This window comes from Gordonia abscondita, from assembly GCF_032711245.1.
Classification (GTDB): domain Bacteria; phylum Actinomycetota; class Actinomycetes; order Mycobacteriales; family Mycobacteriaceae; genus Gordonia.
Map to the genome: position 1 here is coordinate 3144271 of NZ_CP128986.1, position 22975 is coordinate 3167245.

A 22975-nucleotide genomic window follows, 5' to 3' on the forward strand; every position below is an offset into this window, starting at 1 on the left:
CCGGACGATACAGGTAAGGTGATCCGCGTCGCGGAACCGGTTTCACGGTGACGACTGCCGCGGCGTGAGGAAAGGGACCGCTGTGGTCGGATTGCCGAACATAAGCACCGCTGTGAGTCGCATCGTCGCGACGACACAGAACGGGCTGGAAGTCATCCGGATGGGCGGTCTGGAGACCGGCACCGAACCCGCGCCGTTCACGATCGTCGAGACGGAGAAGATGTTCCGGTTGCGCCGGTACTTTCCCGACGATCCCGGTGAGAACGCGCCCCACATCATCCTGATCCCGCCGATGATGGTGTCGGCCAACGTGTACGACGTGACCGAGCAGAACGGCGCAGTGTCGGTCTTACACCGGTACGGCATCATTCCGTGGGTGGTCGACTTCGGGTCACCCGACCACGAAGTCGGCGGAATGGAACGCACGCTCACCGACCACGTCGTGGCGATCAGCCGCGTCGTCGACCTCGTCCGGCGCGTCGTCGGCCACGACGTCCACCTCGGCGGCTACTCCCAGGGCGGCATGTTCGCCTACCAGACAGCGGCATACCGGCGGGCCGAAGGCCTGGCCAGCATCGTTACCTACGGCAGCCCGGTTGACATCACCGCGGCGATGCCATTGGGTATCCCGGCGAACCTCGTCGTCCCCGGAGTCGAACTCTTGGGCGACCGATTCTTTTCGAACTTATGGGTCCCGAGTTGGTTGGCGCGCACCGGATTCCAGCTCGCAGATCCGGTGAAGACGGCGAAGAGCCGAATCGACTTCCTTCGTCGACTCCACGATCGCGACGCGTTGCTTCCCCGCGAAGACCAGCGTCGATTCATCGAGCAGGAGGGCTGGGTCGCGTGGTCCGGTCCCGCAGTCGCTGAACTCCTCCGCCAGTTCGTCGTGCACAACCGGATGGTGTCCGGCGGATTCGTGATCGACGGCGAAGTCGTGTCGATGACCGACATCACGTGCCCGGTTCTCGCGTTCGTCGGTGAAGCCGACGACATCGGCCAACCAGTCGCAGTTCGGGGGATTCAACGTGCGGCGCCGGATGCCGACGTCTATGAGACGGGCGTTCCCGCAGGCCATTTCGGCCTCGTCGTAGGATCGACCGCTGGCAGACTGTCGTGGCCTGCGACGGCCGAGTGGATCCTGTGGCGCGACGGGCGGGGCCCGAAGCCGCAGATGGTCGCGCCGATGGACGCGTCGGCGTCGACCGGTTCGGGCATCAGTTGGGCGAGCCGTCTGACCTACGGTGTCGGCCAAGTAGCGGGCGCAGGCACGGCGGTATCGAAGGAACTCATTGAGACGGTTTCGTCGATCCAACGCACGGCCACGGCCGTCGCAAGTGAATCGGTGCGAACCGTCCCGCGTCTACTGCGACTCGGCCAGATCCAACCGTCGACGCGGATATCGCTCGGCAAGCTGATGAGCGAGAACGAACGTCGCACTCCGCACAACGAACTTTTCTTGTTCGAGAACCGGGTCCTCACACATGAGCAGGTCAACACCCGTATCGACTATGTTGTGGCGGGTCTGATCTCGTGCGGAGTCCGCCCCGGCGAACACATCGGCGTCCTGATGGACACCCGCCCGTCGGCACTGGTCGTCGTCGCGGCTCTGTCACGGCTTGGTGCGGTGGCCGTCGTCTTGGCATCTGGCGACGACCTGCCCGAGATGCTGAAACTGTCGGACACACATTCGATTGTCACCGACCCGACACATCTTGAGGTCGCGTCGGCGGTCAGCGATCGGGTGCTGGTGCTCGGCGGCGGCAGCGGAGACGCTCGCGTCATCGACCGCGCGGACGGCGAGCGCGTCGTCGACATGGAGCAGATCGACCCGGAAGGCGTACGGATGCCGGTCTGGTACCGGCGCGATCCCGGCCTCGCTGGCGATCTCGCGTTCATCCTATTCACGAAAACGCAGGGTCGCGTCGCCAAATGGTCCATTACCAACCACCGGTTCGCGATGTCCGCGTTCGGCGCAGCTGCGGCCGCGGGCTTGTCGAACCGTGACACCGTGTACTGCCTGCCGCCACTGCACCACGCATCTGGCCTGCTGACCACGCTGGGTGCGACGGTCGTCGGCCGATCACGGATCGCGCTCTCCAACGGTATCGACCCGGAGACGTTCGCCTTCGAGGTCCGCCACTACGGCGTCACCGTCGTCTCCTACACCTGGTCGATGCTCGCCGACATCTTCCGCGGCGAGAAGTTTGATCCCGCTCAACTCGGCACGGTCCGGCTGTTCATGGGATCAGGTCTGTCGACGGGACTGTGGACCGAGATCGACGATGTGGTGCCGAAGGCACGGATCCTCGAGTTCTACGCGACGGCGGACGGGTCGACGATCCTCGCGAACGTGGACGGCACGAAGATCGGTTCGATGGGGCGGGCGTTGCCCGAGACGAACTCGGTCCGGATCGCGGCTTACGACCCGGACACCGAACAACTGCAGGTCGACGCCGACACCGGATTCATCCGTGAGGCGGCCGTGGGCGAGGTCGGGATGCTCGTCGCCCACGCGGCGCAACGTTTCGGATCCAACGGGCTCGTCCTGCGGGACGTGTTCCGTCCGCACGACCGGTGGGAGGTCGCGGGGAGCCTGTTCCGCGCCGACGCGGACGGCGATCTGTGGTTCGTCGGATCGTCGCAGAACGTGATCCGTACGGCTCACGGCATCGCCTACCCGGTCCCGATCCAGCAGGCGCTGTCCGAGGTCGCGGCCATCGACCAGGTTGCCGTCTACGGGGTGGGGGAGCCGGGGACGCAAGCCGCCGTCGCCGTCATCAGTCTCCGTGCGGGCGCCCCCTCGGTGACGCCGACCGCACTCCGCGTCGGACTCGGAAAACTGTCGTCGGACGAACGTCCAGACCTGATCTGGGTCGTCGATGAGATGCCGCGGTCGGAGTCGTTCCGCGCGATCACCAGCGGGTTCGTCGCCGCAGGCATACCGAAGCCGGGCGCGCGCGTCTGGTACCGCGACGGGGAAGGACGCTACCGCCGGTACACGGCCAAGGCAGCGAAGTCGGTCGACTGGTCCTCGCCGACCCCACACGCCGCCGCCCAGGCGCCCGAGTGATGCGGCGCTCCGAGTAATCTCGGAACCTATGAGCACACGCGCCCAACGCCTCGACCCGGTCGTCCGCGACCGGCTCGTCTGCCCGCAGGACCTCGGTGAACTGATCGACGCCGGAGACGAACTCTACAACCCACGGCTGCGGGTCGCGTATGCGATCGACGAGTTGGGGATCCCCGACATGTTGATCGACGATGCGCGGAGCGTCTCCGATGAAGAACACCGTGCATTCACCGAAGCGACGGGTCGTGACCATCCGTGAGTGAACACATCCTCGACGAGCTAGTGTGGCGAGGGCTCATCGCACAGACGACCGAACTCGACGCGCTCCGCGCAACGCTCGACGACGGACCGATCAGCTTGTACGCCGGGTTCGACCCAACGGCGTCGAGCCTGCACGCGGGCCATCTGGTTCCTCTGCTCACCCTGCGACGGTTTCAATTGGCGGGCCATCGACCGATCGTCCTGTCCGGCGGAGCGACGGGCCTGATCGGCGACCCGCGTGACGTCGGCGAGCGGAGCATGAACTCCACCGATACGGTGGCCGGCTGGGCTGGGCGGATCGTCGGCCAGCTCGGACGTTTCGTCGACATCGACGATTCGCCGACCGGGGCCGTCCTGGTCAACAACATGGACTGGACCGGGCCGATGAGCGCCATCGAGTTGCTGCGCGACGTCGGCAAGCACTTCTCGGTCAACGTCATGCTCGCCAGGGAGACGGTGAAGCGCCGCCTCGAGTCCGACGGCATCAGTTACACCGAGTTCAGTTACCTCCTGCTCCAGTCGAATGACTATCTCCAGCTGTACCGCAGGTATGGAGCCGTGCTGCAGATCGGCGGATCCGACCAGTGGGGCAATATCGTCGGCGGCGCCGAACTCATCCGAAAGGTCGACGGCGGGTCGGCGCACGTACTCACGGTTCCGCTCGTTACGTCGGCCGACGGCAAAAAGTTCGGCAAGTCGACCGGTGGCGGCAGTGTGTGGCTCGATCCCGAGTTGACGAGTTCGTACGCGTGGTACCAGTACTTCGTGAACACGGCCGACGCGGACGTCGTCAACTACCTGAAATGGTTCACGTTCCTCTCGCGCGAGGAGATCGACGAACTCGAACAAGCGACCGTGGAGAAACCGCACCTGCGTCTGGCGCAGAAGCGACTTGCCGCCGAGCTGACGACGCTCATCCACGGTGCCGACCTGACCGCAGCCGCGGAGCAGGCCAGTCAGGCGCTCTTCGGGCGGGGGGAACTCGACGGCATCGACGAAGGCACCCTATCGGCAGCGTTGACCGAGACAGGGATCGCGGAGTTCGACTCTGATGCGGCGCCGACCGTCGTCGACCTACTCGTAGCCTCGGGTCTGGCCACCGGGAACAAGGCCGCACGTCGTGCTGTCGACGAAGGCGGGGCGTACGTCAATAACGTCAAGATCACCGATGCGGACTGGACGCCGGCCGCCGGGGATCTGCTTCATGGACGGTGGCTCGTTCTGCGTCGCGGCAAGAAGACCTTCGCCGGCGCGCGAATCGGCTGACGACCAGGCGATTTGTCATCGGCGGTGCCGCTCGGGTAACTTTCTTCGAGTCCGAGCGGCACAGCCGCAACGACACCGACAGTCCCCGCCGGACAGCCAGTTGAAAGACTCGGCCGCGGTGAGGTACAGTAGGAATCCGCTTCGGCACAAGCCTTTTACCTTCTCCGTTTTACGGAGGGTGGGTCTGGTTTTGCCAAGTGAACCTCTGCCTGGTAGGTTGGGGGAGTTGGCCTCTTGCAGGTTGACGCAACAATATATGTTCGCTGGAGTTCGGCCCTGATTGTGGGGTTGGTGCTGGTGGGTGTGTGTTCTTTGAGAACTCGATAGTGTGTAATGGATTTTTCTTGTGCCATAGTTTTGTATTTTTTGTGGCAGGGATAAAATTTTTGACGGACATTTTGTTTGTTTAGTTTTTTGTTTTTGTCAGTTTTTTGGATTGGTCAGGTTTTGCTTTCTGGCTTTGTGTTGAAATTGCTGATCCTTGTGGGGTTGGTTGTTTTGATGTTTTTTGTTGGAGAGTTTGATCCTGGCTCAGGACGAACGCTGGCGGCGTGCTTAACACATGCAAGTCGAACGGAAAGGCCCAGCTTGCTGGGTACTCGAGTGGCGAACGGGTGAGTAACACGTGGGTGATCTGCCCTGCACTCTGGGATAAGCCTGGGAAACTGGGTCTAATACCGGATATGACTCTGCGCTGCATGGCGTGGGGTGGAAAGCTTTTGCGGTGTGGGATGGGCCCGCGGCCTATCAGCTTGTTGGTGGGGTAATGGCCTACCAAGGCGACGACGGGTAGCCGACCTGAGAGGGTGATCGGCCACACTGGGACTGAGACACGGCCCAGACTCCTACGGGAGGCAGCAGTGGGGAATATTGCACAATGGGCGCAAGCCTGATGCAGCGACGCCGCGTGAGGGATGACGGCCTTCGGGTTGTAAACCTCTTTCGCTAGGGACGAAGCGCAAGTGACGGTACCTGGAGAAGAAGCACCGGCCAACTACGTGCCAGCAGCCGCGGTAATACGTAGGGTGCGAGCGTTGTCCGGAATTACTGGGCGTAAAGAGCTCGTAGGCGGTTTGTCGCGTCGTCTGTGAAATTCTGCAGCTTAACTGCAGGCGTGCAGGCGATACGGGCAGACTTGAGTACTACAGGGGAGACTGGAATTCCTGGTGTAGCGGTGAAATGCGCAGATATCAGGAGGAACACCGGTGGCGAAGGCGGGTCTCTGGGTAGTAACTGACGCTGAGGAGCGAAAGCGTGGGGAGCGAACAGGATTAGATACCCTGGTAGTCCACGCCGTAAACGGTGGGTACTAGGTGTGGGGCTCATTTCACGAGTTCCGTGCCGTAGCTAACGCATTAAGTACCCCGCCTGGGGAGTACGGCCGCAAGGCTAAAACTCAAAGGAATTGACGGGGGCCCGCACAAGCGGCGGAGCATGTGGATTAATTCGATGCAACGCGAAGAACCTTACCTGGGTTTGACATACACCAGACGTATGTAGAGATACATATTCCCTTGTGGCTGGTGTACAGGTGGTGCATGGCTGTCGTCAGCTCGTGTCGTGAGATGTTGGGTTAAGTCCCGCAACGAGCGCAACCCTTGTCCTGTATTGCCAGCACGTAATGGTGGGGACTTGCAGGAGACTGCCGGGGTCAACTCGGAGGAAGGTGGGGATGACGTCAAGTCATCATGCCCCTTATGTCCAGGGCTTCACACATGCTACAATGGCGCGTACAGAGGGCTGCGAGACCGTGAGGTGGAGCGAATCCCTTAAAGCGCGTCTCAGTTCGGATTGGGGTCTGCAACTCGACCCCATGAAGTCGGAGTCGCTAGTAATCGCAGATCAGCAACGCTGCGGTGAATACGTTCCCGGGCCTTGTACACACCGCCCGTCACGTCATGAAAGTCGGTAACACCCGAAGCCGGTGGCCTAACCCCTTGTGGGAGGGAGCTGTCGAAGGTGGGATCGGCGATTGGGACGAAGTCGTAACAAGGTAGCCGTACCGGAAGGTGCGGCTGGATCACCTCCTTTCTAAGGAGCAGACAACAATTCCTATGCCATGCTCGAATGTAGTGTGGGTGGGTGTTTGTTCACGGGTGAAACACAAGAAGCCACTGCGCGGACGTTGTGTTCGTGGGGCTGGTGCACTGGTTGTATGCTGGTGTGCTGGTGGTGGGATCGTTTGGGTGACTGGATGGTCGGATATTGCACACTATCGGGGTTCTGAGGGAACACATGTCGTTTCGGCAGGTGTTGTCTTGTGATGCTCGCTGGATTTCCGCGCCTGTGTGGGTGTGTGGGGTTGGGTGGGTGTGTGTTGTTTGAGAAGTGGATAGTGGATGCGAGCATCTTAAATTTTTAGATGTGTATTGCAATTTCAAAGATTTGTTTGTGTTGTCCACATTCGTGTCACAGCGTGGCTGGTGTCTTTCCGCTTTTGTGGGTGGTGGGGTGTTGGTTGGTGTTGTGGTGTGTTTGTGGGTGTTGTTGTAAGTGTTTTAGGGCGTTCGGTGGATGCCTTGGTACCAGGAGCCGATGAAGGACGTGGTAGGCCGCGATAGTCCTCGGGGAGTTGTCAAACGAGCTGTGATCCGAGGGTGTCCGAATGGGGAAACCCAGCACGAGTTATGTCGTGTTACCGCCCGGTGAATGTATAGCCGGGTTGGAGGGAACGTGGGGAAGTGAAACATCTCAGTACCCACAGGAAGAGAAAACAATTGTGATTCCGTGAGTAGTGGCGAGCGAAAGCGGATGAGGCTAAACCATGCGTATGTGATACTCGGCAGGGGTTGTGCGTGTGGGGTTGTGGGAGTGTCGTTCTTCGTGCTGCCGTGCGGAGCGCCAGTAAGAAAATCTTTCGTTAGGTGAAGTGGCCTGGAATGGTCTGCCGTAGTGGGTGAGAGTCCCGTAACTGTAAGCGATTGGTCTGGTGTCGATGTGTCCCAAGTAGCAGCGGGCTCGTGGAATCTGCTGTGAATCTGCCGGGACCACCCGGTAAGCCTAAATACTCTCTGGTGACCGATAGCGGACTAGTACCGTGAGGGAAAGGTGAAAAGTACCCCGGGAGGGGAGTGAAATAGTACCTGAAACCGGACGCTTACAATCCGTCAGAGCCTTCCCTTTGTTGGGTGGGGTGATGGCGTGCCTTTTGAAGAATGAGCCTGCGAGTTAGTGCTCAGTGGCGAGGTTAACCCGTGTGGGGTAGCCGTAGCGAAAGCGAGTCTGAATAGGGCGTTTATGAGTCGCTGGGTCTAGACCCGAAGCGGAGTGATCTACCCATGGCCAGTGTGAAGCGACGGTAAGACGTCGTGGAGGCGCGAACCCACTTCAGTTGAAAATGGAGGGGATGAGTTGTGGGTAGGGGTGAAAGGCCAATCAAACTCCGTGATAGCTGGTTCTCCCCGAAATGCATTTAGGTGCAGCGTCACGTGTTTCTTACTGGAGGTAGAGCTACTGGATGGCCGATGGGCCCTAAAAGGTTACTGACGTCAGCCAAACTCCGAATGCCGGTAAGTGAGAGCGTGGCAGTGAGACTGCGGGGGATAAGCTTCGTAGTCGAGAGGGAAACAGCCCAGATCGCCGGCTAAGGCCCCTAAGCGTGTACTAAGTGGAAAAGGATGTGGGGTCGCGAAGACAACCAGGAGGTTGGCTTAGAAGCAGCCACCCTTGAAAGAGTGCGTAATAGCTCACTGGTCAAGTGATCCTGCGCCGACAATGTAGCGGGGCTCAAGTACACCGCCGAAGCCGCGGCACTCACACATTACATCGGCCACCCTTTTGGGGGTGTGTCTAGTGGTGTGGGTGGGTAGGGGAGCGTCCTGCATCCGTGGAAGCCGCAGAGTGATCTAGTGGTGGAGGGTGTGGGAGTGAGAATGCAGGCATGAGTAGCGAAAGACAAGTGAGAAACTTGTCCGCCGAATGACCAAGGGTTCCTGGGCCAGGTTAATCCGCCCAGGGTGAGTCGGGACCTAAGGCGAGGCCGACAGGCGTAGTCGATGGACAACGGGTTGATATTCCCGTACCCGTGCATCCGCGACAAATGGTGAATCATCTGTACTAACCGCCCAAAAGCATGTGTGACTTTCTTCGGATTGTTGTGTGTGTGGCTGCGTGGGACCTTGGGTGTAGTAGTCAAGCGATGGGGTGACGCAGGAAGGTAGCTGGGCCAGTCAGTGGTTGTACTGGTGTAAGCCTGTAGGGAGTGGTGTAGGTAAATCCGTGCCACATATGTCCTGAGAGGTGATGCGTAGCCGTTGTGGCGAATTCAGTGATCCTATGCTGCCGAGAAAAGCCTCTAGTGAGTTGGTGCATGGCCCGTACCCCAAACCGACACAGGTGGTCAGGTAGAGAATACTAAGGCGATCGAGATAACTGTGGTTAAGGAACTCGGCAAATTGCCCCCGTAACTTCGGGAGAAGGGGGACCATGGCTGGTGATCATCTTTACGGTGGGAGCTGGTTGTGGTCGCAGAGACCAGAGAGAAGCGACTGTTTACTAAAAACACAGGTCCGTGCGAAGTCGTAAGACGATGTATACGGACTGACGCCTGCCCGGTGCTGGAAGGTTAAGAGGACCGGTTAACCACTTTGGTGGTGAAGCTGAGAATTTAAGCCCCAGTAAACGGCGGTGGTAACTATAACCATCCTAAGGTAGCGAAATTCCTTGTCGGGTAAGTTCCGACCTGCACGAATGGCGTAACGACTTCTCTGCTGTCTCAACCACAGACTCGGCGAAATTGCAGTACGAGTAAAGATGCTCGTTTCGCGCGGCAGGACGAAAAGACCCCGGGACCTTCACTATAGCTTGGTATTGGTGTTCGGTACGGTTTGTGTAGGATAGGTGGGAGACTGTGAAGCTGGCACGCTAGTGTTGGTGGAGTCGTTGTTGAAATACCACTCTGATCGTATTGGGCTTCTAACCTCGGACCCTGATCGGGTTCAGGGACAGTGCCTGGTGGGTAGTTTAACTGGGGCGGTTGCCTCCTAAAATGTAACGGAGGCGCCCAAAGGTTCCCTCAGCCTGGATGGCAATCAGGTGTTGAGTGTAAGTGCACAAGGGAGCTTGACTGTGAGACGTACATGTCGAGCAGGGACGAAAGTCGGGACTAGTGATCCGGCACCGGCAAGTGGAAGCGGTGTCGCTCAACGGATAAAAGGTACCCCGGGGATAACAGGCTGATCTTCCCCAAGAGTCCATATCGACGGGATGGTTTGGCACCTCGATGTCGGCTCGTCGCATCCTGGGGCTGGAGTAGGTCCCAAGGGTTGGGCTGTTCGCCCATTAAAGCGGCACGCGAGCTGGGTTTAGAACGTCGTGAGACAGTTCGGTCTCTATCCGCCGCGCGCGATTAGAAACTTGAGGAAACCTGTCCCTAGTACGAGAGGACCGGGACGGACGAACCTCTGGTGTGCCAGTTGTTCTACCAAGAGCACTGCTGGTTAGCTACGTTCGGAAGGGATAACCGCTGAAAGCATCTAAGCGGGAAGCCTGTTCCAAGATGAGGTTTCTCACCTGCCCTTTGGGTGGGGTAAGGCCCCCTACAGACTATGGGGTTGATAGGCCAGAACTGTAAGCATAGTAATATGTTCAGGTGACTGGTACTAATAGGCCGAGGACTTACTAACAACACTCACACACATTCTTTTTGTTTAAGTGTGTCTCGCATCCACTATCTACTTCTGAGGCCGCACACGCGATAACCTCATATTGTTTCGGTGGCTATAGCGGAGGGGAAACGCCCGGCCCCATTCCGAACCCGGAAGCTAAGCCCTCCAGCGCCGATGGTACTGCACTTTAATCAGTGTGGGAGAGTAGGACACCGCCGAACTAGAATTCGAGTAGAGCCCCCAACACATTCGTGTTGGGGGCTCTACTCCTATATCCACCACCTATACAGAAGAGCCGAAATACCAGAAGATCAGACGGTTGGCGACGACGTTCTGATTCGGTTCGAAACCAGATCGTGGCACCGCGAAGAAGGATGCGGGTCGAGAGCCGTACAGGCGATAGATTGGAAGTCATGAGTAAGCGACGCGATGGAAGCGAGTCGGTGAACGGAACCGAGCCGGTGCTTCCCGACGATGTGCGGGCATCAGACCTGGATCCCGACATTCGGCGAGATCTGCAATCTCTAGACAAAGCTACGGCGGACCGCGTCGCACGACACCTCATCGTCGTCTCCGAGCTGTTAAGCGAAGATCCCGCCGCGGCACTTGCTCACGCTCGTGCCGCACGAGCACGCGCGGCACGAGTCGGCGTGGTCCGCGAGACCGTAGGCGTCGCGGCGTACAACGCAGGCGAATGGCAAGAGGCGATCACCGAACTGCGCGCCGCCCGGCGAATGAACGGGGACGACGCACTCCTTCCGCTGATCGCCGATAGCGAACGCGGCCTCGGGCGTCCCGAACGAGCCGTCGAGATCGCCGCCAGCGCCGAAGCCAAAGCCCTCAGCGGTGATGAGGCGCTAGAGATGCTGATCGTGTCGTCAGGCGCCCAACTCGACCTCGGCCAGCCCGAACGCGCAGTCACGGCACTCGAAGCTGGCGATCTTCGTCCGGGGCGAGTCGGCGACGATGCCGCGCGCTTGTTCTACGCGTACGCGTCCGCACTCGAAGCCGCAGGACGACGGACCGAGGCTCGCACCTGGTTCCAGAATGCTGCAGCTGCGGACATCGACGACCTCACCGACGCCGAGTTTCGTCTCATGGACTTGAACTCCGCAGCCAACGGATCTTCGTCGGCCCTTGGACCGGTCACCGAGGTCGGGAATGCTCAGTCCGACGGTGACCAGGGCGGCCGCAATCTGGCGTCGTCGTACGATTCCCTGTTGTTCGATCTCGACGGGACACTGTTCGCCGGGGCGTCAGCGCTCCCACACGCCGTCGAGGCCGTGAACGACACGGACGTCGCTGTACTGTTCGTGACCAATAACGCGAGCCGTTCACCGGAAGCTGTTGCCGAGCACCTCACGGCACTCGGCTTCACCGCCGCACCCGGCCAAGTCGTCACCAGTGCGCAGGCGGGTGCGATTCTGCTCGAGGAACGCGTCACGGCCGGCAGCCGAGTCCTCGTCGTCGGGGCGGACGCTCTGCGTGACGAGGTGGCCTCCCGCGGATTCGTTGTCGTCGACTCGGCCGACGACGACCCGGTTGCCGTCGTCCAAGGCCATTCACCGGACACCGGTTGGGCGCAACTCTCCGAAGCTGCGCTGGCGGTTCGGCGCGGAGCGACGTGGGTCGCCTGCAACGTCGACACCACACTGCCCAACGAACGCGGACTGCTCGTCGGGAACGGTTCGATGGTCGCCGCCGTCGCGTCGGCGACCGGGGCACAGCCGCTCGTAGCCGGAAAGCCCGCCGCACCGATTATGCGGGACGCGCTGTCCCGGACGCAGGGACGTCGTCCGTTAGTCATCGGCGATCGACTCGACACCGACATCGCCGGAGCCGTGACCGTCGGAATCGACAGTCTGCTCGTCCTAACCGGGGTATCCACAGCACTCGACCTGCTCGCCGCGCCGCCGGAGAGCCGCCCCACCTACGTCGCGACCGACCTGTCGGCACTCGATGACCAGAGCGAGGTCTCCGTCATCGCGCCGCACACCGGTTGGCGGATCCAGGTGGTTGAGGAGCACGTCACGGTCGCAAGCGTTGGCGGCACCGATGCGACGACGATGATCGCGTCCCTAGCTCATGCGGTGTGGACGGCCGACGTCGGCGAACGTGATCTGCGGATCGCTGCACAAGACGATGCGGCGGCGGCGGCGCTGTCGACGGCCGGTGTCGATGCGCTGCGTTAGCCTGGACGGGCTATGAATGTACCTAATCCAGCCGAGCTGGCGGCACAGACCGCTAGGCGCAACGCCGAGCCCGGCGATGCCGCCGATCACCCGGTCACGATGACCGTGCATGCGCTGCTCGACGAGGTGTCCGTAGTCGGCGATGTCGTCGGTGATGAGTTCGATCTCGGCGCGATCTCGCGGCAGACTGACTTGCTGACCCGTGCGCACGACGCGCTCGCTGAAGCGTTAGAGGACGTCGGCCGTGGGTGAATCGGGCGCGCGTACACCGAGCAAAGGGCAGTACTGATGGCGGCGCGGGCGCGACTCGACGCCGAGCTGGTACGTCGCGGGCTCGCTCGCTCACGCGAGCAGGCACGGGAGCTTATTGACGCAGGCAAGGTGAAAGTCAACGGTACTTTCGCATCCAAAGCCGCGACGAACGTCGCCAAGGACACTCCCGTCCTCGTCACCGAACCTGACACGGACGGCTGGGCTTCCCGCGGCGCACACAAACTACTGGGCGCGCTGGCAGCCTTCGAACCGCTCGGCATCACCGTAGACGGTCGGCGGTGCCTGGACGCTGGCGCGTCGACCGGCGGTTTCACCGACGTACTGCTCCGGCGTGGCGCACGCGAAGTGGAAGCAGTTGACGTCGGATACGGCCAACTCGTCTGGAAGCTGCAGACCGACGACCGCGTGCACGTCCACGACCGGACAAACGTCCGGCACATCGACGCGGACTCGATCGGCGGACAAGTCGATCTGATCGTGGGTGACCTCTCCTTCATCTCCCTTCGCCTGGTGCTGCCCGCGTTGGCGTCCTGCCTGCGCGTCGGCGGTGACGCGCTGCCGATGGTGAAGCCGCAGTTCGAGGTCGGCAAGGACCGGGTGGGCACCGGGGGCGTCGTCCGCGAACCCGCGTTGCGTTCCGAAGTGGTCGCCGACGTCGCCGCGGTCGCGCAGGCACTCGGACTTGAGACCAGAGGAGTGGTGGCCAGCCCGTTGCCCGGTCCGTCGGGCAACGTCGAGTACTTCCTGTGGCTCCACAAGACCCGCGCGCCCGGTGGTGAGACCTCGGCCGATACCGTGGAGTCGACACCGATCGGCGACGACGTGCGCGCGATGATCGCGCAGGCCGTCGCCGACGGACCGACATGAGGACGACGGGCGGGAGACTTCATGACTGAGCGAACCTTCCTGGTGGTCGCACACACCGGGCGCGACTCGGTCACCCAGACGCTGGCGGTTATCGCCCAGCGCTGCGCGGGAGCAGGCGTCCGGCTACGCATCGTCGACCATGACACGCGGCTGGCCGCTGAACCGACGGCCGAGACCACGCATCCGGTCGATCCGCAGGTCCTTCGGTCGATGGGTGCGAACGTTGAGGTGACCCGCGTTGATTCGGCGTCCGCGAAGGGCTGCGAACTGGTGATCGTCCTCGGCGGCGACGGCACGTTCCTGCGTGCCGCGGAGTTGGCGTACCCGGCGTCCGTCCCGCTGATGGGGATCAATCTCGGCCACATCGGGTTCCTCGCCGAAGCCGAGTCGCATCGCGTCGACGAAGTACTCGACATGTTGATCTCCGGCCGGTACCGGGTCGAGGACCGGATGGTCCTCGACGTGGCGGTCACCGATCCCGGAGACGCCGAACCGCGCGCACGCACCTGGGCGCTCAACGAGGTCGTCATCCAGAACCGGTCGCACAACGGTGTTCTCGAACTCGTCACCGAAGTCGATGGACGACCGGTGTCCGCATTCGGTGCCGACGGACTTCTCGTCGCGACCCCGACAGGCTCGACGGCGTACGCCTTCTCGGCGGGCGGCCCAGTCATGTGGCCGGACCTCGAAGCGATACTCGTTGTTCCGAGTAATGCTCACGCACTATTCGCGCGGCCGATGGTGACGAGTCCGCGTTCGACCGTGGCCGTCGAGATCCACCGGGACGGTCGCGACGGAGTGGCCGTCAATGATGGTCGACGGATGATCGACGTCCCCGCGGGATCGCGTATCGAGGTGTCCCGTGCACCGCGGTCGTTGCGGTGGGTGCGGATCGACTCAGAGCCGTTCGCCGACCGACTGGTAACCAAGTTCTCGCTGCCTGTGACGGGCTGGCGAGGAAGGAGCTGACCGCACGTGCTCGAAGAGCTGTCGATCATCAGTCTGGGTGTTCTGGAGTCGGCGTCTGCCGAGTTCCACCCCGGTTTCACCGCGCTCACCGGTGAGACCGGAGCGGGCAAGACGATGATCGTGACGAGTCTTCGTCTCCTGTCGGGCGGTCGGGCGGATGCGGGACGGGTTCGCAGCGGTGACGCCAAGGCTGTCGTTGAAGGGCGATTCCGCTTGCCCGCCGACCGCACCGACACCATCGCGGACGTGCTCGAACAATCGGGTGCGGACGTCGATGACGACGACACGGTGATCGCTACACGGACGGTCAACGCGGACGGTCGGTCCCGTGCACATCTGGGCGGACGAAGCGTTCCCGTCGGCACCTTGGGGGCGTTGACGGGTGAACTACTGGCGATCCACGGTCAGAACGATCAGCTGCGACTGATCCGGGGCGACCAACAACGAGCTGCATTGGACCGTTTCGCTGGGGCGCCTGCGGCGAAGACACTCGCCAAGTATCGCGACGCCCGCGAACGGTGGATCGCGGTCCTCGACGAACTCGACCGGCTCCGCGCCGACTCGCGTGAACTCGCCCAAGAAGCCGACCGTCTGCGGTTCGGACTCGACGAGGTCGACGCAGTCAAACCGCAGGCCGGGGAGGACACCGACATCATTGCGACGGTCCGCAGGCTTACCGACCTGGACGATATCCGGACGACAGCGTCGCAAGCTCAGTCCATCGTCGCCGGTTCGGACGGCGGTTCCGTCGTCGACGCGCTCGGTACGGTCCGCTCGCTCCTAGAGACCGCATCCGACCAGGCGCTGCGCGACTTGCGGCCACGTGTCGAGGAAGCATTGGTCGTCGTTGGCGACATCGGCGACGAGTTGACCGGCTACCTGGGTGCACTGCCGGAGGACGCCGCAGACCTCGATGCCCTCTTGAACCGGCAGGCCGAACTCAAGTCATTGACCCGCAAGTATGCGGCCGACGTCGACGGCGTTCTCGCCTGGCGTGCCGAGGCCGAGGTGCGTTTGGGCGAGATCGCCGACCCGCAGGCACGGATCGATGAACTCGACGCACGGGCGAGCACCATCCGCGACGAGGTGTCGGCTCTCGCGACGACACTGCACGGGCAGCGGAGGAAGGCAGCGAAGTCGTTGGGCGCGAAAGTGTCTGCCGAGCTGACCGGGCTGGCCATGGGCGGCAGCGTATTGGACGTGGCGGTGGCATTGAAGCCCGCGGACGACACGCGACTGGTGATCGACGTCGCGGGCACGGCGACGACTGCGGGCGGCCACGGAGCCGACCAGGTCGAGTTCGGTCTGGTCGCACACAAAGGCGCCGCGCCGCTGCCGATCGCCAAATCGGCGTCGGGCGGTGAACTGTCGCGCGTGATGCTGGCGTTGGAAGTGGTTCTCGCCGAACCTGATTCCGGGTCGGTCATGGTGTTCGACGAGGTCGACGCCGGTGTCGGCGGGGCAGCCGCGGTCCAGATCGGTGCCCGTCTTGCGCGTCTGGCGCGCCGCCATCAGGTGATCGTGGTGACGCACCTCCCACAGGTCGCGGCGTTCGCCGACAACCACTTGGTGATCGGGAAAGAGGGTGGCGGGAGCAAGGGCAGACAGCGCTCCTCCCTGACGACGTTGACCCGCGACGAGCGGGTGTCCGAACTCGCTCGCATGCTCGCGGGCCTCGGCGACTCGGAGACCGGCCGGGCCCACGCAGAGGAACTGTTGGCGACGGCGGAAGCCGCGCGCGGCACAGACTAGCAACGGCAGACAGCGATGTCGCCGGTGTTGTCTGTGTGACAAAAGTTGCCAATGTTACGGCGCGCCTCCGTGGCATTCGGCACCGGGCAGCCCACCATGGCAGTCATGAGGATGCCTGCTTTGCTGTCACGCAACACCGAAGAGCTGCCCGGCCTGGTCGGGGTCGTGCGGATCGACAAGAACTCCAAACGCCTCCTCGAACGCGTCGGAGAGGGCGAGATCGTCGTCCTCGACGAGATAGACCTGGACCGGGTGACCGCGGACGCGCTCGTCGAAGCCGAAGTCGGCGCCGTCGTGAACGCCGCCGAGTCGATCACCGGCCGGTACCCGAACCTGGGGCCGGAAGTGCTCGCGGCGTCGAACATTCCGATTCTCGACGCGGTCGGATCCGAGGTGTTCTCTCGGCTCAAGGACGGACAGAAGGCCCGGTTGCACAACGGTCGCGTCTACGTCGGCGACCGAGTGGTCGCGCGTGGCGAAGAACTCGACGAGCGAATCGTCGCGGACCGCATGCTGGACGCGAAGACTGGGCTCGTTGACCACCTCGAAGCGTTCTCGGGCAATACCATCGAGTTCATCCGTAGTGAGTCGCCGTTGCTCATCGACGGCGTCGGCATCCCCGACGTTCGGGTCAAGTTGGAAGGCCGCCACGTGGTCGTGGTCGCCGAAGGCTCGGGTCGCGCCGCCGACCTCAAAGCGCTCAAACCTTTCATCAAGGAATACCAGCCGGTCATGGTCGGCGTCGGCGTCGGCGCGGACACGCTGATGAAGGCGGGATATCGCCCGGCGTTGATCGTCGGCGACCCCGAGGAGATCTCGACTGAGACGCTCAAATCGGGTGCCGAACTCGTGCTGCCCGCCGATCCGGACGGACATGCGTCTGGCCTCGAACGCATCCAGGACCTGGGTGTCGGTGCGACGACATTCCCGGCAGCGGGATCGGCTGCGGACCTTGCGTTGCTGCTCACCGATTTCCATGGGGCCGACCTCATCGTCACCGCCGGTCTCGGCGGGACTCTCAACGACTTCTTCGACCGTGAACTCCGCGACGAGATCCCGTCGACGTTCCTGACTCGACTCAAAGTCGGCCCAAAGCTGGTCGACTCGAAGGCCGTCGCCACGCTGTACCGCAGCAGGGTCAGTGGCGCTGCGATCGCGATGCTGATGTTGGCCGCGCTGATCGCGATCATCGCCGCCATCGTCATCACCCAAGGCGGCAGCGACGTGACCGGGTGGATCAGCGATCAGTGGGACTCGTTCGCGAACTGGATCAGCGGAGTGTGGAACCGCGAATGATCACTATGCGTCAACACGCGGTCTCGCTGATCGCGGTCTTCCTCGCGCTCGCGTTGGGTCTGTTCCTCGGGTCGGGATTCATTGGTGACCGCGTCAACGCGCTCACTGGTACCGACCGCGACAAGATCGGAAACCTCGAAGACGAGCGCGACAACCTCGCTGCCCAGGTGAACGCCAACGACAGCTTTACCGCGGCGATCGCCGAGCGGATCACCGCGGGCCTGCTCAAGAATCACTCGGTTCTCGTTGTGACCACGCCCGACTCGTCGGAGGCCGACGTCGACGCGCTCAAGACGATGGTCAACGACGCCGGCGGCACGTTCGCAGGCCAGATCGGGCTCACCCCGGCGCTCCTCGGCGACCAGAGCGCATCGAAACTGCGTACCGTAGTCGACCAGTCGATCCCTTCGGGCGCCCAGCTTCGCATCGAGTACACCGACTCGGGTTCGCGGCTCGGCGACCTGCTCGGCGTCACATTGCTCAACCGGCAAGGCCAGAAGCCCGCGTCGGCGTCGGACCGCGACACCGCGCTCCAGGCGTTGCGTGGCGGAGGGTTCATCGACTATCCGGACGGGACGATCAAACCCGCCGACCTCGTGCTCGTGGTGACCGGTGGCGAGATGTCGAAGGATTCCGGGGCGCAGGGACAGCTCGTCGCGCGGCTGGCAGCCACCATGGCGATGCGCGCGCAAGGCGGTGCACTCGTCGGGCGCACCGGTTCGGCCGAGGGCGGGGCGCCGATCGGTGTGATCCGATCCGATCCGGCGCTCGGCAACGCGGTGACCACCGTTGACGACGTCGACCTCGAGACCGGCCGCCTGACGGCGATCATGGGACTCGACGAAGAACTCCACGGTCGGTCGGGCGCGTACGGCTCCGGGCCAGGAGCGACGGCCATCACGGTCGGAGCACAACCAGGCGAGTGACACGGTACTTCGGGCGCCGTCGCTCGAGTGTCGGCGGGACTTCGGCGCGAATGCTGTTAGGCTGAAGTCCCGTAGGTCATCAGGTAATCGGCAATCCTGATACACCCCGACGGGAGAATCATTTGCGATCACTGCGTTCCGAGCGCGTCGCCCCCAAGCACATCTTCGTCACCGGCGGAGTCGCGTCGTCGTTGGGTAAGGGGCTGACGGCGTCGAGCCTGGGTCAGCTGCTCACTTCACGCGGTATCCGGGTCACCATGCAGAAAGTCGACCCATACCTGAACGTCGACCCGGGGACGATGAATCCGTTCCAGCACGGTGAGGTGTTCGTCACCGAAGACGGTGCGGAGACCGACCTCGACATCGGCCACTACGAGCGTTTTCTCGACCGCAACCTCTCGGAGTCGGCGAATGTGACGACCGGCCAGGTGTATTCGACAGTCATCGCCAAGGAACGTCGCGGCGAATACCTTGGCGACACCGTGCAGGTGATCCCGCACATCACCGACGAGCTCAAGTCGCGGATGATGGCGATGCACGACGCGGACGCCAGCGGTGAGACACCCGACGTCGTGATCACCGAGATCGGTGGGACCGTCGGCGACATCGAGTCTCAGCCGTTCCTTGAGGCCGCCCGCCAGATCCGCCATGACCTCGGCCGCGATAACGTCTTTTTCTTGCACGTGTCGTTGGTTCCGTACCTCGCACCGTCAGGTGAGCTCAAGACGAAGCCGACCCAGCATTCGGTAGTCGCCCTCCGTAGCATCGGCATCCAACCGGATGCGCTGATCCTGCGGTGCGACCGGCCGGTGCCGGACGGGTTGAAGAAGAAGATCGCGCTGATGTGCGACGTTGACATCGACGGCTGCATCTCGACACCGGACGCGCCGTCGATCTACGACATTCCGAAAGTGCTGCACGCCGAACAACTCGACGCGTACGTCGTCCGCCAGCTAGGACTGCCGTTCCGCGACGTCGACTGGACCGTGTGGGGCGACCTCCTCGATCGTGTCCACAATCCGCGCGAGACAGTGAACGTCGCCCTCGTCGGCAAGTACATCGACCTGCCCGACGCTTACCTGTCGGTGACCGAGGCGATCCGCGCGGGCGGGTTCGCCAATCATGCGCGCGCCGAGATCAAATGGGTGCCGTCCGACGAGTGCGAGACCCCGGAAGGCGCGAACGCCGCGCTGCGTGAGGTGGACGCGGTGCTGGTCGCGGGCGGATTCGGTATCCGCGGCATCGAAGGCAAAGTCGGTGCGATCCGCTATGCCCGCGAGAACGGCATCCCGCTGCTCGGCCTGTGTCTGGGGCTGCAGTGCGTGGTCATCGAAGCGGCTCGCACCGCTGGGCTCGCCGACGCGAGTTCGACCGAGTTCGATCCGGAGACGCCGTCGCCGGTCATCGCGACGATGGCCGACCAGGAGGCAGCCGTCGCGGGCGAAGCCGACCTCGGCGGAACAATGCGCCTGGGCGCGTACCCGGCGAGCCTGATCCCCGGAACGCAGGTCGCGAAGGCGTACGGCTCGACTGAGGTCAGTGAACGGCACCGGCACCGTTTCGAAGTCAACAACTCGTACCGGGACACCATCGCGGAGTCGGGTCTCGTGTTCTCGGGCACGTCGCCGGACGGTCGTCTCGTCGAATTCGTCGAGTACCCGAAGGACGTGCACCCGTTCCTCGTCGCCACGCAGGCGCACCCCGAACTCAAGAGTCGACCGACTCGCCCACACCCGCTGTTCAAGGCGCTCATCGACGCCGCGCTGCGATACAAGAGTGCGACGAGGCTCCCCGTGGAACTCGACGGCTACGACGCGGGCGACTCGGAGCCCGCCGAGTCGGAGCAGGAGAGCGGCGAGTGACCTCGACGCCAGGGTCGCACGAGTTTTCCGTCTCCTCGTCGGAGACGGTCTACTCGGGCGCGATCCTGGCGCTCCGCCTCGACGAGGTCGACATGCCGGGCGGCCGGACCGCGCAGCGTGAGGTCGTCGAGCATCACGGTGCGGTGGCTGTCGTCGCCCGCGACGATCGGGGCCGGATCGCGATGATCCGGCAGTACCGTCACCCCGTCGGACGACGCCTCCTCGAACTCCCTGCTGGCCTTCTCGACGGCGGGCCGGGGGAGAAGTCTTGGGAGGCGGCCGAGCGAGAGCTCGCCGAAGAGGCCGACCTGGCGGCCGACCGGTGGTCGGTGCTCGTCGACCTCGTCGTCTCGCCGGGATTCACCGACGAGGCGCTGCGGGTGTACCTCGCCGAGGGCCTGCACGAACTGCCAGCTGCCGAACGCGAGCTCGAGGAAGCAGATCTGGTCGTCGAGTGGGTGTCGCTCGCGGACGCGGTCGCCCTCACCTTGTCGGGGGAGATCGTGAACGCGACGGCCGCCGCCGGGGTGCTGGCGCTTGCCGCCGCCGACGCGACCGGATCGTCGTTGCGGGCCACGGACGCGCCGTGGGTCGACGAGCCGACGGCATTCGTCGCTCGACACCGGTTGTGACGGGTCGGATGTGACCGGGTCGGACGTCGAACATCTCGTCGGCGCGTACCTCGACCACCTGACCGTCGAACGCGGATCGGCGGCCAACACCGTCGCGTCGTATCGTCGTGATCTGCTGCGGTATCAGGGATTTCTCGCCGACCGCGGGGTGACGGATCTGCGTGACGTCGGTGAGGACGCCGTGCGGGACTTCCTGGTCGCACTACGACGCGGCGACCCCGACAACGGCGTCGTACCGCTCGCCGACAGTTCCGTGGCGCGCACGCTGATCGCGGCGCGCGGCTTCCACAAGTTCGCTGCCGCCGAAGGAGCCGTTGCCGACGATGTGGCGCACGCCGTGCGGCCCCCGAAGCCAGCGCGGCGCCTGCCGAAGTCGCTGCCGGTGGACGACGTGCTGGCCATCTTGAAGGCAGCGAGCGTCCCGGAAGGTCCTCGGGCGCTTCGCGATCGGGGACTGCTGGAGTTGTTGTACTCGTGCGGTGCCCGCATTTCCGAGGCCGTCGGTCTCGACGTAGACGACATCGATGTGGAGCATCGCGCGGTCGTGCTGCGCGGCAAGGGCGGTAAGGAGCGGATAGTGCCGGTCGGACGCCCCGCGTTGGCTGCACTCGACGCGTACCTCGTGCGCGGTCGACCTGCGCTCGTCAAGAAGGGCACGCCCGCGCTCTTCCTGAACGTCCGTGGCGGCCGCCTGTCGCGCCAGAGTGCATGGCAGGTGCTCGTCGACACCGCTGAACGAGCGGGCATCGACAAGGACGTCTCGCCGCACACGCTGCGACACAGCTTCGCGACACACCTGCTCGACGGTGGCGCAGATGTCCGCGTCGTGCAGGAACTCCTCGGCCACTCGTCGGTGACCACGACGCAGGTCTACACGCTGGTGACCGTCAACACGATGCGTGAGGTCTACGCGACCGCCCATCCGCGCGCGAAGTAGCGCTTCGGTCGATGCAGGTGGCGTCGACGATCCTACGGCGCGCCGACCGCCTCGCGTCGCTCGTCGACACGAGGCCGTAGGATCGCTGTAGACAGTGGTCGGCGAACACACGGGGAGCCGCACCACGTGTGCTGGAAGGAGCATCGGACAGGTGGAGCACAAAGCCGGTGCCAGAGGGCAGCAGGGCGAGCTGGACGTGCCCGCCGAGAAGCTCGGACCCACCGGTCGTCCGTACCGTGTCATCCCCGACCCGCTGCCGCGTGAGAAGCACGGCCCCGCCGTCATCGTCGCGATGTGCAATCAGAAGGGCGGCGTCGGCAAGACCACGTCGACGATCAATCTCGGCGCAGCCCTCGCTGAACAAGGCCGACGCGTGTTGCTCGTCGACCTCGACCCGCAGGGCGCGCTGTCGGCTGGCCTCGGTGTCCCGCACCACGATCTCGATCTGACGGTGCACAACCTGCTGGTCGCGCCGTACGCGTCGACCGATGAGGTGCTGATGCGCACTCGGGTCGACGGTCTTGACATTCTGCCGTCGAACATCGATCTGTCGGCCGCCGAGATTCAGCTGGTCAGCGAAGTGGGGCGCGAGCAGGCTCTCGCGCGGGCCCTGCACCCGGTCGGTGACCGTTACGACTACATCTTGGTGGACTGTCAGCCGTCGCTCGGACTGCTGACGGTCAACGCCCTCTCCTGCGCGGACAACGTCTTGATCCCGATGGAGTGCGAATACTTCAGCTTGCGCGGTCTCGCGTTGCTCACCGACACCATCGACAAGGTGCGTGACCGCCTCAATCCGCGGTTGGAGCTCGGCGGGATCCTCGTCACCATGTACGACCAGCGCACGCTTCACTCGCGCGATGTCATGGGGCGTGTGGTGGAAGTGTTCGGGGACGCGGTGTATGACACCGTCATCAACCGGACCGTGCGTTTCCCCGAGACGTCCGTCGCGGGCGAACCAATCACCTCGTGGGCGCCGAAATCGTCAGGGGCCGCAGCCTATCGTGATCTGGCGCGGGAAGTGATCGCGCACAACGAACCCCGCGAATGACCGAGCAGGTCG

Annotated in this window: 14 protein-coding genes and 3 rRNA genes; all 17 read left to right on the top strand. The window is 63.3% G+C overall.

Going from position 1 to position 22975, the window contains the following annotated elements; genetic code table 11:
• Positions 1–82 precede the first annotated feature (82 nt).
• The 17 genes from MP11Mi_RS14840 to MP11Mi_RS14920 all read left to right on the top strand — a co-directional run bounded on the left by MP11Mi_RS14840 (position 83) and on the right by MP11Mi_RS14920 (position 22963).
• Complete coding sequence (locus MP11Mi_RS14840) at positions 83–3073, top strand: AMP-binding protein (RefSeq protein WP_420039656.1); 2991 nt, start codon at positions 83–85, stop codon at positions 3071–3073.
• A 28-nt stretch (positions 3074–3101) separates the two neighbouring features.
• Positions 3102–3332, top strand: coding sequence for a Trm112 family protein (locus MP11Mi_RS14845; protein WP_420039657.1), 231 nt, complete (start codon positions 3102–3104; stop codon positions 3330–3332).
• Positions 3329–4600, top strand: a complete 1272-nt coding sequence (gene tyrS / locus MP11Mi_RS14850) for a tyrosine--tRNA ligase (protein ID WP_420039658.1) — start codon at positions 3329–3331, stop codon at positions 4598–4600. Before MP11Mi_RS14845 ends, tyrS begins: the two co-directional genes overlap by 4 nt.
• A gap of 508 nt (positions 4601–5108) precedes the next feature.
• Positions 5109–6631: ribosomal RNA gene (locus MP11Mi_RS14855) — 16S ribosomal RNA — on the top strand.
• 456 nt (positions 6632–7087) lie between these two features.
• Positions 7088–10224, top strand: a 23S ribosomal RNA gene (locus MP11Mi_RS14860).
• 86 nt (positions 10225–10310) lie between these two features.
• Positions 10311–10427 (top strand): 5S ribosomal RNA (rrf, locus tag MP11Mi_RS14865).
• Together the 16S, 23S and 5S rRNA genes form the textbook arrangement of a ribosomal RNA operon.
• 192 nt (positions 10428–10619) lie before the next feature.
• A complete protein-coding gene (locus tag MP11Mi_RS14870; protein ID WP_420039659.1) occupies positions 10620–12398 on the top strand; it encodes an HAD-IIA family hydrolase in 1779 nt (592 codons plus the stop codon).
• A gap of 12 nt (positions 12399–12410) precedes the next feature.
• Positions 12411–12650, top strand: a complete 240-nt coding sequence (locus MP11Mi_RS14875; RefSeq protein ID WP_420039660.1) for a hypothetical protein — start codon at positions 12411–12413, stop codon at positions 12648–12650.
• Between the two features lie 36 nt (positions 12651–12686).
• Positions 12687–13538: a TlyA family RNA methyltransferase gene (locus tag MP11Mi_RS14880; protein WP_420039661.1), complete on the top strand. Its 852-nt coding sequence runs from the start codon at positions 12687–12689 to the stop codon at positions 13536–13538.
• 21 nt (positions 13539–13559) lie between these two features.
• Positions 13560–14507 carry an NAD kinase gene (locus MP11Mi_RS14885; protein ID WP_420039662.1) on the top strand — a complete coding sequence of 316 codons (948 nt, stop codon included), beginning with the start codon at positions 13560–13562 and terminating at the stop codon, positions 14505–14507.
• Positions 14508–14513: 6 nt separating this feature from the next.
• A complete protein-coding gene (recN, locus tag MP11Mi_RS14890) occupies positions 14514–16259 on the top strand; it encodes a DNA repair protein RecN (RefSeq protein ID WP_420039663.1) in 1746 nt (581 codons plus the stop codon).
• 111 nt (positions 16260–16370) lie between these two features.
• Positions 16371–17555: a putative cytokinetic ring protein SteA gene (gene steA / locus MP11Mi_RS14895; RefSeq protein ID WP_420042121.1), complete on the top strand. Its 1185-nt coding sequence runs from the start codon at positions 16371–16373 to the stop codon at positions 17553–17555.
• Complete coding sequence (locus tag MP11Mi_RS14900; protein WP_420039664.1) at positions 17552–18481, top strand: copper transporter; 930 nt, start codon at positions 17552–17554, stop codon at positions 18479–18481. Before steA ends, MP11Mi_RS14900 begins: the two co-directional genes overlap by 4 nt.
• A 122-nt stretch (positions 18482–18603) precedes the next feature.
• Complete coding sequence (locus MP11Mi_RS14905; RefSeq protein WP_420039665.1) at positions 18604–20343, top strand: CTP synthase; 1740 nt, start codon at positions 18604–18606, stop codon at positions 20341–20343.
• A complete protein-coding gene (locus tag MP11Mi_RS14910; RefSeq protein WP_420039666.1) occupies positions 20340–20975 on the top strand; it encodes an NUDIX hydrolase in 636 nt (211 codons plus the stop codon). Before MP11Mi_RS14905 ends, MP11Mi_RS14910 begins: the two co-directional genes overlap by 4 nt.
• A gap of 10 nt (positions 20976–20985) precedes the next feature.
• Positions 20986–21912, top strand: a complete 927-nt coding sequence (xerD, locus tag MP11Mi_RS14915; protein WP_420039667.1) for a site-specific tyrosine recombinase XerD — start codon at positions 20986–20988, stop codon at positions 21910–21912.
• A 151-nt stretch (positions 21913–22063) separates the two neighbouring features.
• Positions 22064–22963, top strand: a complete 900-nt coding sequence (locus tag MP11Mi_RS14920; RefSeq protein ID WP_420039668.1) for a ParA family protein — start codon at positions 22064–22066, stop codon at positions 22961–22963.
• Positions 22964–22975 lie beyond the last annotated feature (12 nt).